The sequence below is a fragment of the Tepidiforma flava genome, assembly GCF_027594505.1.
Taxonomy (GTDB): domain Bacteria; phylum Chloroflexota; class Dehalococcoidia; order Tepidiformales; family Tepidiformaceae; genus Tepidiforma; species Tepidiforma flava.
Genome location: NZ_CP115149.1, coordinates 2,333,527 through 2,347,444, shown reverse-complemented (window position 1 = coordinate 2,347,444; position 13,918 = coordinate 2,333,527). Strand labels below are relative to the sequence as shown.

Here is a 13,918-nt window from a genome sequence, read left to right as displayed (position 1 = left end):
GCCCGGCGTGACCAGCGCCAGGCGTTTCGGGATTCACCCGGTCTTACTGAGCTGCGACGACCCGGAGGCTGGTGAAGGACGCGCCGATCGACTGGGGCGTCGTGAACGTGCAGGTGATCGTGGTGCCGGTCGAGCAGGCGTTCGACCAGGTGGTGCCGCCGTCGAACGACACATGCGCCGTGCCGCCGGACGGCAGCGCGGGCGAGATATCGAAGGTGACCGAGTTCGCGGTGGCCGGGTTCGAGGGGTTCAGGTTGTAGTGGACGTTGGTGATGGTGTAGCCCGAAACCGTGTTGCTGCCATCGCCGGCGTTGGTGGCCGGGACGGTGTTCGTCGCGGCGAAGCCGAGCGCCGAAACGGCGACGATGGAGAAGACCGCGATGGCGGCCAGCCGCCGCGGGCTCCTCAGGGAACGAAAGACCATGGTGCTCTCCTCCAGATGTGGTGACGGGGATACCCCGCACGGTTCGAGGCGTTTCTGCCTCTCACTCGCTGGAGTCGGACGTGCCTCTGCCCCGCAACAGCGCGGGGAACGCTATCATGACATATCGTCTTTCAATGCAGACATCTCCCGGTATCAAGATGCAGCTGCAGCGGCCGATATGGGCTCTGCACGCCGTCCGCGGGAAAACCCGAGGGAAAGCGTGAATGTGGCGCCACTTGCCGCCGGGCCGCGGCCCGGCGCAGGATCTGGTCCATGGACGCAGCGCTCTACCGGGAGATCGCGCGCGCGCTCGAAGCCGGGCAGCCGGTGGCGCTCGCCACGGTCACCCGGACGCGCGGGTCGACGCCCCGCAAGCCCGGGGCGAAGATGCTCATCCGGGCCGACGGGACTTTCACCGGGACGATCGGCGGCGGCTGCGGCGAGGCCGAGGTCTGGCAGGAAGCGATGGCGGCGCTCGAAGACGGCCGCCCGCGAACCGTCACCGTCGACCTCACGGAGCCGACCGACGGCGAAGACAAGATCTGCGGCGGCGTCATGGACGTATTCGTTGAGCGGCTGGGGCGCGCAGGTTCGTGAGGGTCGCACGCTCCGGCCGACGTGATAGCATCAGAGGAGCCGGCCCGGGCAGCCGGGCAGCAGGAAGAAGGTAGCTATGTTCGGTTCGCTCGGAGCCCCGGAGCTCATCATCATCGCCCTCGTCATCGTGCTCATCTTCGGGGTCGGCAAAATCTCTGGCCTCGGCCGGGAGCTGGGCACCTCGATCAAGGAATTCCGCCGCGCCGTGAAGGACGAGGATGAGGCCGCGCGGCAGCAGCAGACTGCGGCGCCCCCGCCCCAGTACCAGCAGACCGTGCAGGCGCCGCCCCCGCCGCCGCCGGTCGCCGCCCAGCCGCCTGCTGCGGCGCCGCCGAACAACGACCCGAACAAGCCGAATACGCCGAACGTCTTCTGACCCGGCTGCGAAGCACCGGGTTCGCGGCCCCCGCCCTTCAGCGGGGGCCGCTCGTTTCGGCGGCGAACGCGCACCGGCCGCGGAGGAGGCACTCACCGCAGCGCGGGGCGCGCTTCCGGCAACAGTGCTTCGCGTGGAGGACGATGAGCGCGTGCGCGCGGCCGAGGCGCTCGGCGCCGCGCCAGCGGGGGTCGGCCGCGGCCTCCGCGGCGAGCCAGCGCTGCCAGGCGTCGTAGCTGTCGGCCTCCGGCCCCAGGCCGAGCCTGCGGAACAGGCGGGCGGTGTACGCGTCGACGACCATCACCTCCCGGGCCGCGGCGTAGCAGAGGATGCAGTCGGCAGTCTCCGGGCCGATCCCCCAGGTTTGGAGGAGCCGCGCGCGGAGGTCGGCCGCCGGCAGGGCGAGCAGCGAATTCAGCCCGCCGGCAGCGCGGCACAGGTCGAGAAATGCGCGGAGCTTCTTCGCCTTCTGCCGGAACTGGCCGGCAGGCCGGATGAGCGCCTCGAGTTCGGCCGGCTCCAGCGCGGCCATCGCTGCCGGGTCGAGGGCGCCGGCCTGCCGCAGGCGGTCCAGCGCGCGCTCGGCGTTCGCCCAGGCGGTGTTCTGGACCAGGATGGCGCCGACGCACACCTCGAACGGGGCCGCGCCGGGGCGCCAGTGCCACGGCCTGCCGCCGTGCATCGCTTCGAGCGCGGCGAGCACCCCGGGGACGTCGGCGCTCATACGGCGTCGGCGGCGCCCGGCGCCGGGATCAGCGGCGGCCGGCTCCGCTCCGTGCGCCACGTCCGGTAGCTGACCGCGGCGATGATGATGGCGCCGCCGAGGACGGCCCACCAGCCGGGCGTTTCGCCGAGGACGAGGTACACCCAGACCGGGTTGAGGACCGGCTCGAGCATGCCGATGAGCGAGGCTTCGAGCGCCCCTACGGTCCGCATGGCGTAGCCGAACAGCAGGTACGCGAACCCGATCTGGACGACGCCGAGGAAGAGGAGCCCGGCGAGGTCGCGCAGGCCGGGGCTGAAGAGGCCGACCTCGCCCCGGGCGAGGTTGACCGGCGCGAGCGATACGACGAGCAGCGCGTTGCCGAGGAGCATCGCCAGCGGCCGCGTCTCCGGCGTGCAGCCCGGCGCGCGGAGGAGCAGGAACATCGCCGCCAGCGTGACGCCGGAGGCTGCGGCGAGCAGGTTGCCGCCCAGCGCGTCCCCTTCGAGGCGCCCGACGAAGAACAGGCTCATGCCGGCGAACGCCGCCGCGACGGTGACGGCATCGAGACGCGTCGCCCGTTCGCGCAGGACGAGGGGCCCGGCGAAGAGCAGGTACACCGGCGCGGTGTACTGGAGGAAGATGGCGTTCGCGGCCGTGGTGAGCTTGGTGGCAGCGACGAACATGACGAGCGTCAGCGCGTAGGCGACGGCGATCGACCACGTGAGGCGCGAGAGGCGCCACGGTGCAGCGGCGCGGGGCCGGACGAGGACGGCGATGGTGAGGCCCGCGAAAAGCGAACGCCACATCGTGACGCCGAGGGCATCCAGCGACACCGCCTTGATGAAGAGCCCGCCCGTGCTCCACAACACCGCTGCGGCGAGCATGGCGAGCAACCCGCGCTGGCGTGCCGAGAGCGCAGCGGCGCGGCCCCGGGCGGCGGCAACATCCACACCGGCAAGTGTGGGGTTCGCCGGCCCCGGTGCAAAGTCCGCGTGGACGCGCCTCTTGCGAATGGCTATGATCTTGATAGTGCAGCGAAAGGGCCGCCCGGCCCTGCCGCTGCCATCACGGAGGAGGTCGTCAGATGTCAGTGGAGCCCGGCGCGTCGGTCGCGCTCGTCAACATCACCGAACGCGCGGCGGAGAAGGCCCGCGCGCTGCTCGAAGCCCGCGAACTCCCGAACGGGGCGCTGCGCGTCTTCGTCGCCGGCGGCGGCTGCTCCGGCTACCAGTACGGCATGGCGCTCGCCCGCTCGTCCGAAGAAGACGACATCGTCATCGAGCAGTTCGGCGTGCGCATCCTCGTCGACCCCGAGAGCGCGCGCTACCTCGAGGGCGCCGAAATCGATTATGTCGACGACATCATGAAGAGCGGCTTCAGCATCTACAACCCGAACGCGGTGAAGAGCTGCGCCTGCGGCTCGAGCTTCCAGACCGCTGACGGGAGCGGCCAGCCGCGCGCCTGCTGCTAGGCCGGCCGGCTCGTTTCCGGTTCTCGACATGCCGCGGGGAGGCGTCATGACGCCTCCCCGCCGTTTTTCGTCCCGCCGGCGGGTACTCGCAGAAGGCGCTACATCAGCCGCCGGAGCAGGTTCGTCTCGGTCGTGAGGAAGACCATCGACGCGCGCGTCGCCGCCCGCAGGCGCGCGAACTCGGAATCTGTCACCGCCATCTCGTCGAATTTCTCGAGTTCGGCCAGCGAATCGAACTCCGCCACGATGGCAACGCCGCTCGTATGCCCCGTCATGGCGCTCCACACGCTGGTCGTCGCATCGATGCCGCGCTGCTTCTGGTAGTCGAGCGCGTGCGATACGGAGAGGACGAATTCGCGGTGGTGGCCAGGCTGGACTTCGCCGGTCAGCACCCGCATGAACTTGCGCGGGGCCGTCGCCTCCTCCGACGTCATGAGGCCTTCGGAGTGGTAGGCGAGCCGGTGGATGGACACCTTCACGTCGTCGTAGACCATGTGGGTGCGGACCGCCCGCCGCACCTGCGCGAACCGCGCGTCTTCAGCGGCCATGTCGGTCCAGCGCTCGAGGTCTTCGAGGGTGTTGAAGTCCGCGGCGATGAGTACGCCGTTATTGCGCCCCGTCATCGACCCCCAAACGGCCGTGCGGGCGCGGATGCCGCGTTCGAGCTGGTAGTCGGTGGCGATGCGCATCGCTTCCAGGAATTCTCGCGTTTTGCCCTGGGCGACGATGCCCGAGAGGATGCGTCGGTACATGGCATATCTCCGCGCGCCGCGGGTCACGGCCGGGCGCGCGGCAAGTCTACCAGAGGGACGGGATTCGGTCGGCGGACCGGTATAATGCCCGCCATGCCGCTCTACGTGGCCTACTTCACCTTCAAACCCGGCACGAACGTCCTGCGCGGCCTGGAGGCCTTCGAACGGCGGAAAACGTTCCAGCACCCGCGCGGCGCGAACGTCCTCGCGGAGCTGTGGGTCAACGCGCCCGAGGGCCTGCCGCAGGTCGTGCTCGCGTGGGAAGCTGACGATGAGGGCCCGGGCGACTACTACGAGGCTGCCTGGGGCGACATCTTCGACATCGCCATCGCGCAGGCGACGCGCCCGGTGACCGAGCTGCCGGCGGAACTTCCCGAGTCGCTCCAGCAGCGGCTCCAGTAGCCGATGGGCGCAAGGCAGCCGCCGGCCGGCCTGCTGGGCCGGCGGATCGTCATCTTCGGCCCGAGCTGTTCGGGCAAGTCGACCCTCGGGATGGAGCTGGCGCGGCGCCTCGACATCCCGTTCATCAAGCTCGACGCGCTGTTCTGGCAGGAAAACTGGGGCCGGCCCAGCGACGGCGATTTCTGCGCGCTGCTGCGCGGCGCGCACGGCGGGGAGGAGTGGGTGAGCGCCGGCAACTACCTCCGGCAGGCCCGCTTCGTCACCTGGCCATTGGCCGATACGTTCATCTGGCTCGACATCGGCCTGCCGACGACGACGTGGCGGATTCTCCGCCGGTCGTGGCGGCGCTGGCGAAGCCGCGAGCTCCTCTGGGGCGTCTGCCGCGAATCGTTCTGGCGGCAGCTGGCGCTCTGGAGCGAACACCGGTCGCTCATCCGCTACAACATCGCCCGCCGGCGGCCCAACCGCGCTGCGTTCGAAGCGGCGCAGCGCGACGCCGAAGCCGCAGGGAAGACGTTCCTGCGGCTCCGGTCACGGCGCGATGTCGAACTGCTGCTGGCCCGGCTCGACGGCCGGGCCGGAACCGGTGCTAGCGGCCCTTGAAGACAGGCTCGCGGCGCTCGGCGAAGGCGGCGAGGCCTTCCCGGAAGTCCTCGCTCTGGAAGAGCGGGAGAAGCTGCAGGTAGATGTGGTCGACCGCGGCCTCGAAGGTCTCCTCCATGCCGAGGCGCATCATGCGCTTGGTGGCCTGCACGCTGAGGGGCGCGTTGTTCGCGATCTTCGTGGCCCAGGCGCGCGCTTCGGTCATGAGCTGGTCGTGGGGCACGACTTTGTTGACGAGACCGAGCTCCAGCGAGCGCTGCGCGTCGAGGACATCGCCGAGGAAGGCGACTTCAGCAGCGCGCGCCCAGCCGAGCAGGCGGGGGAGATACCAGCAACCGCCGCTCTCCGGCAGGACGCCGCGCTTGGCGAAGACGGCGCCGAGCTTGGCGTGCTCGCTGGCGATGCGGATATCGCAGCCGAGCGCGAGGTCCATGCCGTAGCCGGCGGCGGCCCCATTGAGCGCGCAAATCATCGGCTTGTCCATCCGGTTGATGACGATCGGCGGCGAGTTGTGCAGGTCGAACAGCTGATAGCCGCCGCGGCCCGGCTGGATGGCGCCCTCGCCGCCGCCGTTCGACATCTGGTCTTTCAGGTCGAGGCCCGCGCAAAACCCGCGGCCGGCGCCGGTGAGGATCACGCACCGGACGTCGCGGGTGATGTTCGCTTCCTGGAGCGTCTTCGAGAGCGCGTTCAGCATCGGCCCGCTGATCGCGTTGAGGCGGTCGGGCCGGTTGAGAGTGATGGTGAGGATGTAGTCGCTGTGCTCGACGAGCAGCTCGGGCGTCGGAGAAGGTGAAATCACGGATGACTCCTGCAGGGGCGATTGGGTTGCTGCCGGAGTGTGGCACCCGCCGGAGCGGCCGGCAAGCGCCGCCGGTCAGCGCTGGAGGAGGTACTCCCGGAGCGTGAGGCCGGAGCGGTGAACGTCCGCCGCGACCTCCTTCCCGACGTAGCGGATGTGCCAGGGTTCGTAGGCGTACCCGGTGATGTGCTCCTTGCCGTCGGGGTAGCTCACGATGAAGCCGTACTTCCAGCTGTTGGCTTCGAGCCAGGCCGCTTCCGGCGTGCCGACGAAGTTTTCGAGCACGAGCCCGCGCGCGCCGACGTCGGCGGTCGTGCCGAGCTGGTGCTCGGAATGGCCCGGGCGCGCGCTGGTGCGGTCGGCATACTCCTGCCCGTACAGCTGCACCCACGTGGCGTAGGTCTGCGCCTGCACGTCGTAGCTCCGGTAGCTGCTGTTGACGACCAGGCTGAAGCCGTCGCGGCGGGCGGCCTCGAACAGCTCGAGCAGGGCGTCGAGCGCTTCGCGGCGCAGGTACTGCGCGCCGCCGAAGCTGATCTCGGCGGGGAGCTGGACGAGGTCCGGCGGCTCGCAGTCGGCGGGCAGCCGATGCTGTTTATCGAGCGGCGCGAGGATGTCGCCGCAGGCGACGACGATCGTGCCGTCGGCGCCGGGCGTGGGACGCTCCGTCGGCGCAGCCGTCGCAGCCGCGGTGGGCGAGGCACCGTTCCCGTTGCCCGGGGAGGGCGCCGGTGTTTCGACGGCGCCGCCCGGCGCGCCGCCCGGGGGCGGAGCGGCGTCACGGCCGAGGCTGTCGGCAGCGACGACGAGCAGGACGATGACGCTGACGATGACGGCGATGACGGAGGCGAAGAACACCGGCCGCCAGGGCTCGCCGCCACGGCGCTGGCCGACCGTCCGCTCGCTGCGCGCCGGGGTTCGCTTCCGCGTCCGCGACTCTGCCATCTGGGCTACCTTACCGCGGATGCCGCACAGGGCCTACCGGGGCCGCGCGTGTCACCGGAGGCGGGGGTCGGCTGCCACGTCGTCGAGGAAGGCGCGGAGGAGGGCGTTCGTCCGTTCGGGCTGTTCGAGCTGGAAGAAATGCCCGGTCCCCGGCAGCGGCTCCTGCCGGGCGAACTTCGTCATGTTGCGGAGCCAGGCCGGGTCGCCGAGGGGCCGCTCGGCCCAGATGGCCATGAACGGCTTCTCATCGGCGAGGCGGACGAGGTCGGGCAGCCGGCCGAGGACCTCCGGGGCATCTTCGAGCATGCCGGCGGCGACCTCCGGCGGGCAGCTGTACATCACCGTCTCGGCGTACTCGCGCGCGGCGGCCGGGGTCTCGTCCGTGAAGAACGTTTCGACGAGCGGCCGCAGCCCTTCCCGCGTGCCGAGGTCGCGGATGCGCTGGACGAGCGGGTTCGCGCCGCCGCCGCGGGGCTCGGAGATGGGCGAATCCCCGGTAACGATGCCGAGCACGAGGTCGGGCCGGAGTTCGTTCAGGACGAGCGCCGTGATGCCGCCGAGGCTGTGGCCGACGATGACGGACCGGCCGAGCCCCAGCCGGTCGATGAGCGCGGCGACGTCCTGCGCGGCCCGGGCGATGCCGAATGGCGGCTGGGCCGGGGTCTCGCCGCGTCCGCGGAGGTCGACGGCGATGCAGCGGTGGTCGCGGGAGAGGTCGTCGAACTGGGGCTGCCAGGCGCGCCGGTCGCAGCAGAGCCCGTGGATGAAGACGATCGGCGGGTCGCCGGCCCCGGCCGCGGCATGGGCGAGCGCGACGTCCATCGTCACGCCAGCCAGCCGAAGCGGCGGGATTTGCGGCGCCGGCCGGGCGCGGGCAGGAGGGCGAGCGCGCGGCGGGCGAGGCCGCGCTTTGCGGGGCGCCGCGCCGCAGGAGCGACGCGCTGCACGGTCCCGCGGAGGACCTCAGGAGCGTGGCGCCCGGTCTCGCCGAGCGCGGCGAGCGCTTCCGCGGCGGCAGCCCGGGCGCGCGCAAGGTCGACCTCGTCGATGGCGCGGCGGGCGCGCTTCGTCCCGCGCGCGCCGACGTCCGCGAGCCGCGCGACCGTCTCCGCAGCGCGGGCGCGCGCGAGCTCCAGGTCCACGGGAGGCAGCGGCGGGGCCGCCGTCTTCGCCGCCTCGGCGAGCCGCCGGACAGGCGCGCGGCGCTCGCGGCGGCGCTCCGACGCCTTGCGAACGGCGAATCCGATGCCCGCAAGGGCGATGACCGCCCCCGCGCCGGCGAGGATGAGCGTCAGCATGCCGGGTCCACGGCGGCGGGCAGCGGTCTGCTCTTCGACCAGCCGCTCGAGCGGTGGTTCGGCCGCTGCCGCGCGCGGCGGGAATTCGCCCCGCTCTACTTCGGCGAGGAAGCTGGCGACCGCCTCCGTGAAGGCGTCCGGGTTATCGCCGGGCACGCTGTGGCCGGCTCCCGGGATCGTCACGAGCCGGGCCGCGGGCATCTCCTGCACACAGCGCTCGGCGACCTCGGCTGAGAGGACGTCGCTCTCCGCGCCGCGGACGAGCAGGGTCGGGATGGCGATATTGCGGAAGAGCTGCCACAGTTCGTCGCTGCTCAGCCGCCAGCCGACGGTGAGGCCGCTGTCGGGCTGGCGGAACCGCTTGTCGAACTTCCACGTCCACTTTCCGCTTTCCGTCGGCTTCAGCCGGTGGCGCATCCGCTCCCGGATGTTCTCCAGCGTCCGCCGGGGGTTGAACCGGTGCGCCATCTGGACGAACTCTTCGAAGTCGAGCTCGTCCGGCCCGCGGGTGAAGCGGACGATGTTGTCGACACCTTCTTTCGACGACTCCGGCCCGACATCGACGAGCACGAGCGCGGTCGCGTGGCCGGGGTAGCGGTTCACGTAGGAGACGGCGTTGAGGCCGCCCATCGAATGGCCGATGAGGGCGAACTTCTCGAGGCCGAGCGCCTTGCGGAAGCCCTCGAGGTCCTCGACGAACGCCTCGCGGGAATAGTCGCCGGCCTCGGACCAGTCGCTGTCGCCGTGGCCGCGCTGGTCGAGCGCCAGGAGCCGGTAGCGGTCCTGCATGCGCTCGGCGAACTCATCGAACATGTGCCCGGAAACGCCGAAGCCGTGGAGCATCACGATCGGCGGAGCGTTCGGGTCGCCCCACTCCTGGTAGGCGAGCTTCAGCCCGTTGACGGTGACGGAGCGTTCGATATACCCGGCCGTTACCACAGGTCACCTCCCGGATGCGGCGCGCGGGGACACGCCCAAGGCGATGATACCACCCGGTGAAGGCCGAGACGGCGTTCAGGAGAGAGGCGGGAGGCCCTGCTGCTGGAGCAGCCGGTTGTACGTGCGCACGAGCGCATCCCCCTGGTAAGCGAAGCCGCCGCCGGGGTTGAAGGTGTCATCGTACGCGGCGCGGACGGCGTATTCGCCGGTGTAGCCGGCAGCCTGGACCTTTCGCCACGAGGCCGCGAGGCCGCGGGCCGCGCGGTCCGCATTCGCCTCGGGGTCGAAGCGGAGGTCGCCCATGCCGTGGCCGTAGCCCTGGTCGTGGAGCTGGAAGAGCCCGACGGAGTGGCCGCCGTCGCCGACCGCATCCGGGCGGCCGCCGCTCTCGATGAGCATGACCGCCTTGAGGAAGAGCGGGGGGACGCCGTACTTCTGGCCCAGCCGGTTCAGCAGCCCGTCCCAGCGGTCGGGGTCGGCGCTTTCCTGGGCCGAGACGATGGGCGTGTGGGGTTCGAACGCGCGCGAGGCCGCGGCGGTGCCGGGGCGGCTCGCCCGCGGGCCGGCGGGCGGCGGCTCAGCCGATGCAGCTTCGAGCGCGCGCGCGAAGCTGCCCTCGCGGAGGGCCCGGGCATGCTGGCCCGCCGCCGGCAGGCCGACGTGCAGCGGCGACGGCGCGCCGGCCGCGAGCGGGTCGATCGCCATGTTCCGATGGTAGTACGCTCGATGGACGCAGCCGCCGCGGGTTTCCCCTGACGCCGGCGCGGAACTCCCCCGGTTTCGAGGTGCCGCGATGGAACGACGCATCCCCGACCCCACGCTGATGGCCCGTCTGCAGCTCAGCGTGAAGGGGGTCGACTGGGCAGCCGGCCTGGYGCGCCGCTGGCAGCACGAGACGCCGCCAGGCGGGGGCTGGACGCCGCACCAGCACGTCGCGCACCTGCTCGCCGCCGAGCAGCACGTGTTCCATCTGCGCATCCCGCGCATCCTCGCGGAGGAGCGGCCGGCATTCGACAACTGGGACGAAGAAGCCCACATGGCGCGCGACTACCGGCCCGAGGGCGACATCGAGGAGCTGGCCGAGGCGTTCATGAAGGCCCGCGAGCAGACGGTGGGCTACTTCAAGGAGCTCACGCCGGAACAGTGGACCCGGACGGCCGTGTGGCCGGGCGCGGGCGAAGTCGACCTCGCATGGGTCGCCGAGCGGGCGCTCGCCCACGCGCTCGAACACTTCGTCGCGCTCCTCAACCTGCACCAGCAGTTCGACCGCCACCATGCGCGGGCGTGGCTCGGCGACGGCGGCTGAACCGCGGGGCAGGTCAGGAATCGAGCAGCACGGCCTCGTAGGCGCCGGCCCGGAGCGCATCGAGCAAGTCGCCGTCAGAGCTGACCGCCGCCGCGAACCGGGTGGCGGCCCGGCCGACCTCCGCTGCGGTGTGCGCATCCGAACCGCCGATGCCGGGCAGACGGAAGCCTTTCGCGAGGCCGGCCGCCGCGATGTTCTGGAGCCGGGAATCGGAGCCGTTCGCGGCTTCGACCGAGACGAAGTACTCGACCGTTTCGCGGGTGACCCGCAGGAGGCCGTCGCGGGCCGGGTGGGCCAGGTAGAGCAGCGCGCCGTGCCGTTCGGCCGCGGCCGCCAGCTCCCGCGCCTCGGCCGAGAATGCCGCCGCCGGGAGGCCGAAGGCGAGGACGTGGCCGAGGTCGGTCGTCAGTTCGGCCGCGCTGAAGACGGCGATCGGCGCTGCCCGGCGAAGCGCATCGAGCGCGTCCGCATCCCAGGCGCGGTCGTGCTCGGTGAGGCAGATGCCGCCGAGCCCGCGCTCGGCCGCCAGCCGCGCCAGCTCGAGCGGATCGAGCGCGCTGCAGGCCGAGAGCGGGAGCGTGTGGCAGTGGAGGTCGACGAGCACGGCTCAGCGCGGCAGCCGGACGCCGTAGATTTCGCCGAGGAGGTCGAGGAAGCCGGCCATCGGCCCCGACTGCGGCTTGTTCCGCCGGTACATCACCGCGATATCGCGCTGGACCGGCTCTGCGGACTCGATATGGACCTTGTGGAGCGTGCCGAGCCGGATTTCGCGCTCGACGGACACCTCCGGGAGGAGCGCGATGCCCAGGTTCGCCTCCACCATCTTCTTCGTCGCTTCGATGGAATCGAGCTGCATTTGCTGGTGGGGCACGACGCCGAGGTCGCGGAAGAGGCCCATGATCATGCCGTAGTAGCCGGAATCGCGGTCGAAGAGGATGAGCGAGTCTTCGGCCAGGTCTTCGACGCGGACCGAGCCTTTCTTGGCGTACCGGTGCTGGGCCGAGACGACGAGGACGAGCTCGTCGCGGTAGAGCACGACGGTGCGGACGTCCGGGTGATTGATGGGGCGGCCGAGGCCCACCTGCACGTCGTCATCGAGGACGAGCTGGAGGATTTCGTCGCTGTGGCCCGTGCGGACGAGGACGTCCACGCCGGGATGGGTGTCGCAGAACACCTTGAGGAGGCGGGGCAGGACGTAGGTGCCGACGGCCGGGGCGGTGCCGATGAGGAGGCGGCCGGCGGTGCCGTCGCGGGTGCCTTCGAGCATCATCAGGCCGTCGTTCAGGGTGCGCATGACCCGCTGGGCGTACGGCAGGAAGGCGCGGCCGGCATCCGTGAGCTTCACGCCGCGGCCCATCCGTTCGAAGAGCGGCTGGCCGACTTCGCGCTCGAGGGCCTGGATCCGGTTGCTGAGCGACGGCTGGGCGACGTTGAGCAGCTCGGCGGCGCGGCTGAAGCTGCCGCAATCCGCAGCGGTGATGAACGCTTCGAGCTGGGCGAGTTCCATATGGCTCTGCCCCTATCGATAGGGTGCGACTATGGATCGAGCATACGCTCCCCGCGAGCCATACGCGAGCCCCATGAATCCATCGATGGCGGGCAGAGGTGAACGCGCCGCCGCCGCTCAGTCGAAGTAGCGGCCCATCACCCAGTTGAGCACATCCCGCCCAGTGAGCATCCCGACCAGTTCGCCGTCGCGCACGACGGGGATGTGGCGGAAGCCGCCGACGCCCATCTTGTTGAGCGCGTAGGCCATCATGTCGTCGTCGCGGAGCACGACCGGGTCCGGCGTCATCACGGCATCCACCGGCCGGTCGAGCGCGGCGGGGTCCGGCGCGACCCTCCTGAGGACGTCGCGGTCCGTGAAGATGCCGGCAATCTCCCGCCCGCGGAGGACGACGACGGCGCCGCTCCGCTGCTCCTGCATGACGCGGATGGCTTCGCGGACACTGGTCCCTGCCTGGACGGTAATCGGCTTGCTCCAGCGGACGGCTGCAATCGGCAGGGTGAGGTCGGACTCTTTGAGCACCTGCGCCGCCTCCGGCACGTCGATGCTGCTGAGGTCCATGAGGCAGCGCTCGCAGTAGTCGGCGCCTTCGATGTTCTCGGCTCCGCAGCTGGGGCAGACGATGACGTTGGCGGGCTCGGTCGCCATAGCGCGTCCCTCCTCTGCAGGCCCCGGACATGGCGCCGGGGCCTCTCGCGAGACCCCGACGATAGCAGATTCCGCAGGACGTTGATGCAGTAGGGTGATGCTACTCGACGACCCAGGTCTCCCCGGCGCGGAGGGCGTCTTCGAGCGAGCCGCGGCCCTTCGCGATCGCCTCATCGACCTGCTGCTGGACGAGCTGGTCGAACGTCGGGGCATCGACATCGCGGAAGACGCCGACAGGCACGGGGAAATCCGGATAGTCCATGCCGACGAGGATGTTCGCGAGCGTGATGTTCTCGGCGTGGGCGTCGTGGACGAGGAGACCGTCGTCGCTTTCGGCGTTCTCGACGATTTCGGGCGTGAAGCCGTTCAGCCGAATGCCGTGCTCGTTGTTCTTGCCGAAGCGGAGCGGCTTGCCGTGCTCGAGGTAGATCATCCGCTCGGCGCGGACTTCCTTCTCGGCGAAGGCGGCGAAGGCGCCGTCATTGAAGATGTTGCAGTTCTGGTAGACCTCGACGAACGAGACGCCGCGGTGCTTCGCCGCCCGGTAGAGCATCTCCTCGAGGTGCTTCGTGTCGCGGTCGACGGCGCGGGCGACGAACGTGGCGCCGGCCGCCAGGGCGATGCGGATCGGGTTGAGCGGCCGCTCCGTCGTCCCGTACGGCGAGGACTTGGTGATCTTGCCGAACTCGGAGGTCGGCGAGTACTGGCCCTTGGTGAGGCCGTAGATGCGGTTGTTGAAGAGGATGATGTTGAGGTCGATGTTCCGGCGCATGGCGTGCAGGAGGTGGTTGCCGCCGATGCTGAGGCCGTCGCCGTCGCCCGTGATGACGAAGACGGTGAGCTCGGGCCGCGCCGTCTTCAGGCCCGTCGCGATGGTGGGCGCGCGGCCGTGGATGCTGTGGAAACCGTAGGTGTTGACGTAGTAGGGGAAGCGGCTCGAGCAGCCGATGCCGCTGATGAAGACGATGTTCTCGCGGGCGATGCCCAGCTCGGGGAGCATCTTCTGCATCTGGGCGAGGATCGAGTAGTCGCCGCAGCCGGGGCACCAGCGGACTTCCTGGTCGGTGACGAAGTCCTTCCGGGTGAGCACCGGGAGGTCGGGCGAGATGAGGCCGTCGTTGGATGCGGTCGGAGCGGTCATA

The 13,918-nt window shown here is 70.6% G+C and carries 19 protein-coding genes; 6 read left to right on the top strand and 13 right to left on the bottom strand.

Features of this window, described 5'->3' with window-relative positions; genetic code table 11:
* Positions 1-43: 43 nt before the first annotated feature.
* Positions 44-424: a hypothetical protein gene (locus O0235_RS12925; RefSeq protein ID WP_270056193.1), complete on the bottom strand. Its 381-nt coding sequence runs from the start codon at positions 422-424 to the stop codon at positions 44-46.
* 273 nt (positions 425-697) lie between these two features.
* On the opposite strand from O0235_RS12925, the gene O0235_RS12920 reads away from it, so the two are divergent.
* Together O0235_RS12920 and tatA are read left to right on the top strand one after the other, a co-directional pair.
* Entirely contained in the window at positions 698-1,021 is a 324-nt protein-coding gene (locus tag O0235_RS12920) for an XdhC family protein (RefSeq protein WP_270056192.1), read from the top strand.
* Positions 1,022-1,097: 76 nt separating this feature from the next.
* A complete protein-coding gene (gene tatA / locus O0235_RS12915) occupies positions 1,098-1,397 on the top strand; it encodes a twin-arginine translocase TatA/TatE family subunit (RefSeq protein ID WP_270056191.1) in 300 nt (99 codons plus the stop codon).
* A gap of 37 nt (positions 1,398-1,434) precedes the next feature.
* On the opposite strand, the gene O0235_RS12910 is transcribed toward tatA, so the two are convergent.
* Both O0235_RS12910 and O0235_RS12905 read right to left on the bottom strand, forming a co-directional pair.
* A complete protein-coding gene (locus tag O0235_RS12910) occupies positions 1,435-2,121 on the bottom strand; it encodes an endonuclease III domain-containing protein (protein WP_270056190.1) in 687 nt (228 codons plus the stop codon).
* The gene (locus O0235_RS12905; protein WP_270056189.1) at positions 2,118-3,053 is read right to left on the bottom strand and encodes a DMT family transporter; all 936 of its coding nucleotides are present in this window, start codon (positions 3,051-3,053) and stop codon (positions 2,118-2,120) included. Before O0235_RS12905 ends, O0235_RS12910 begins: the two co-directional genes overlap by 4 nt.
* A 134-nt stretch (positions 3,054-3,187) precedes the next feature.
* On the opposite strand from O0235_RS12905, the gene erpA reads away from it, so the two are divergent.
* On the top strand, positions 3,188-3,574 hold the full coding sequence (erpA, locus tag O0235_RS12900) for an iron-sulfur cluster insertion protein ErpA (protein ID WP_270056188.1): 387 nt from the start codon (positions 3,188-3,190) through the stop codon (positions 3,572-3,574).
* Positions 3,575-3,672: 98 nt separating this feature from the next.
* Here the strand turns inward: erpA and O0235_RS12895 are convergent, their stop codons facing one another.
* A complete protein-coding gene (locus tag O0235_RS12895) occupies positions 3,673-4,326 on the bottom strand; it encodes a hypothetical protein (RefSeq protein WP_270056187.1) in 654 nt (217 codons plus the stop codon).
* Between the two features lie 93 nt (positions 4,327-4,419).
* Between O0235_RS12895 and O0235_RS12890 the strand changes: the two genes are divergently transcribed.
* Both O0235_RS12890 and O0235_RS12885 read left to right on the top strand, forming a co-directional pair.
* Positions 4,420-4,728 (top strand): hypothetical protein, encoded by a 309-nt coding sequence (locus O0235_RS12890; protein WP_270056186.1) that lies wholly within the window; start codon positions 4,420-4,422, stop codon positions 4,726-4,728.
* A 3-nt stretch (positions 4,729-4,731) separates the two neighbouring features.
* On the top strand, positions 4,732-5,331 hold the full coding sequence (locus O0235_RS12885; protein ID WP_270056185.1) for a P-loop NTPase family protein: 600 nt from the start codon (positions 4,732-4,734) through the stop codon (positions 5,329-5,331).
* On the opposite strand, the gene O0235_RS12880 is transcribed toward O0235_RS12885, so the two are convergent.
* The 5 genes from O0235_RS12880 to O0235_RS12860 all read right to left on the bottom strand — a co-directional run bounded on the left by O0235_RS12880 (position 5,318) and on the right by O0235_RS12860 (position 10,020).
* Complete coding sequence (locus O0235_RS12880; protein WP_270056184.1) at positions 5,318-6,133, bottom strand: enoyl-CoA hydratase/isomerase family protein; 816 nt, start codon at positions 6,131-6,133, stop codon at positions 5,318-5,320. The two genes, O0235_RS12885 and O0235_RS12880, sit on opposite strands and share 14 nt — an antisense overlap.
* Before the next feature lie 75 nt (positions 6,134-6,208).
* A complete protein-coding gene (locus O0235_RS12875; protein ID WP_270056183.1) occupies positions 6,209-7,078 on the bottom strand; it encodes a M15 family metallopeptidase in 870 nt (289 codons plus the stop codon).
* Between the two features lie 51 nt (positions 7,079-7,129).
* Positions 7,130-7,900: an alpha/beta fold hydrolase gene (locus tag O0235_RS12870; RefSeq protein WP_270058077.1), complete on the bottom strand. Its 771-nt coding sequence runs from the start codon at positions 7,898-7,900 to the stop codon at positions 7,130-7,132.
* Positions 7,901-7,902: 2 nt separating this feature from the next.
* Complete coding sequence (locus O0235_RS12865; RefSeq protein ID WP_270056182.1) at positions 7,903-9,315, bottom strand: alpha/beta fold hydrolase; 1,413 nt, start codon at positions 9,313-9,315, stop codon at positions 7,903-7,905.
* Positions 9,316-9,390: 75 nt separating this feature from the next.
* Complete coding sequence (locus O0235_RS12860; RefSeq protein WP_270056181.1) at positions 9,391-10,020, bottom strand: transglycosylase SLT domain-containing protein; 630 nt, start codon at positions 10,018-10,020, stop codon at positions 9,391-9,393.
* Positions 10,021-10,108: 88 nt separating this feature from the next.
* Between O0235_RS12860 and O0235_RS12855 the strand changes: the two genes are divergently transcribed.
* The gene (locus O0235_RS12855) at positions 10,109-10,621 is read left to right on the top strand and encodes a DinB family protein (RefSeq protein ID WP_270056180.1); all 513 of its coding nucleotides are present in this window, start codon (positions 10,109-10,111) and stop codon (positions 10,619-10,621) included.
* Between the two features lie 13 nt (positions 10,622-10,634).
* Here O0235_RS12855 and O0235_RS12850 read toward each other — a convergent pair whose 3' ends face one another.
* From O0235_RS12850 to O0235_RS12835, 4 genes are all read right to left on the bottom strand, one after another.
* On the bottom strand, positions 10,635-11,225 hold the full coding sequence (locus tag O0235_RS12850; RefSeq protein WP_270056179.1) for a CehA/McbA family metallohydrolase: 591 nt from the start codon (positions 11,223-11,225) through the stop codon (positions 10,635-10,637).
* 3 nt (positions 11,226-11,228) lie between these two features.
* Positions 11,229-12,128 carry a LysR family transcriptional regulator gene (locus tag O0235_RS12845; RefSeq protein WP_270056178.1) on the bottom strand — a complete coding sequence of 300 codons (900 nt, stop codon included), beginning with the start codon at positions 12,126-12,128 and terminating at the stop codon, positions 11,229-11,231.
* Positions 12,129-12,245: 117 nt separating this feature from the next.
* Positions 12,246-12,776 (bottom strand): CBS domain-containing protein, encoded by a 531-nt coding sequence (locus O0235_RS12840; protein WP_270056177.1) that lies wholly within the window; start codon positions 12,774-12,776, stop codon positions 12,246-12,248.
* Positions 12,777-12,876: 100 nt separating this feature from the next.
* The gene (locus O0235_RS12835; protein WP_270056176.1) at positions 12,877-13,917 is read right to left on the bottom strand and encodes a 2-oxoacid:ferredoxin oxidoreductase subunit beta; all 1,041 of its coding nucleotides are present in this window, start codon (positions 13,915-13,917) and stop codon (positions 12,877-12,879) included.
* Between the last annotated feature and the right edge of the window lies 1 nt (position 13,918).

Coding starts and splice junctions, on each gene's coding strand:
- O0235_RS12925 (WP_270056193.1), bottom strand. CDS start 424: ATGGTCTTTCGTTCCCTGAGGAGCCCGCGGCGGCTGGCCGCCATCGCG.
- O0235_RS12920 (WP_270056192.1), top strand. CDS start 698: ATGGACGCAGCGCTCTACCGGGAGATCGCGCGCGCGCTCGAAGCCGGG.
- tatA (WP_270056191.1), top strand. CDS start 1,098: ATGTTCGGTTCGCTCGGAGCCCCGGAGCTCATCATCATCGCCCTCGTC.
- O0235_RS12910 (WP_270056190.1), bottom strand. CDS start 2,121: ATGAGCGCCGACGTCCCCGGGGTGCTCGCCGCGCTCGAAGCGATGCAC.
- erpA (WP_270056188.1), top strand. CDS start 3,188: ATGTCAGTGGAGCCCGGCGCGTCGGTCGCGCTCGTCAACATCACCGAA.
- O0235_RS12895 (WP_270056187.1), bottom strand. CDS start 4,326: ATGTACCGACGCATCCTCTCGGGCATCGTCGCCCAGGGCAAAACGCGA.
- O0235_RS12890 (WP_270056186.1), top strand. CDS start 4,420: ATGCCGCTCTACGTGGCCTACTTCACCTTCAAACCCGGCACGAACGTC.
- O0235_RS12885 (WP_270056185.1), top strand. CDS start 4,732: ATGGGCGCAAGGCAGCCGCCGGCCGGCCTGCTGGGCCGGCGGATCGTC.
- O0235_RS12875 (WP_270056183.1), bottom strand. CDS start 7,078: ATGGCAGAGTCGCGGACGCGGAAGCGAACCCCGGCGCGCAGCGAGCGG.
- O0235_RS12870 (WP_270058077.1), bottom strand. CDS start 7,900: ATGGACGTCGCGCTCGCCCATGCCGCGGCCGGGGCCGGCGACCCGCCG.
- O0235_RS12860 (WP_270056181.1), bottom strand. CDS start 10,020: ATGGCGATCGACCCGCTCGCGGCCGGCGCGCCGTCGCCGCTGCACGTC.
- O0235_RS12845 (WP_270056178.1), bottom strand. CDS start 12,128: ATGGAACTCGCCCAGCTCGAAGCGTTCATCACCGCTGCGGATTGCGGC.
- O0235_RS12840 (WP_270056177.1), bottom strand. CDS start 12,776: ATGGCGACCGAGCCCGCCAACGTCATCGTCTGCCCCAGCTGCGGAGCC.
- O0235_RS12835 (WP_270056176.1), bottom strand. CDS start 13,917: ATGACCGCTCCGACCGCATCCAACGACGGCCTCATCTCGCCCGACCTC.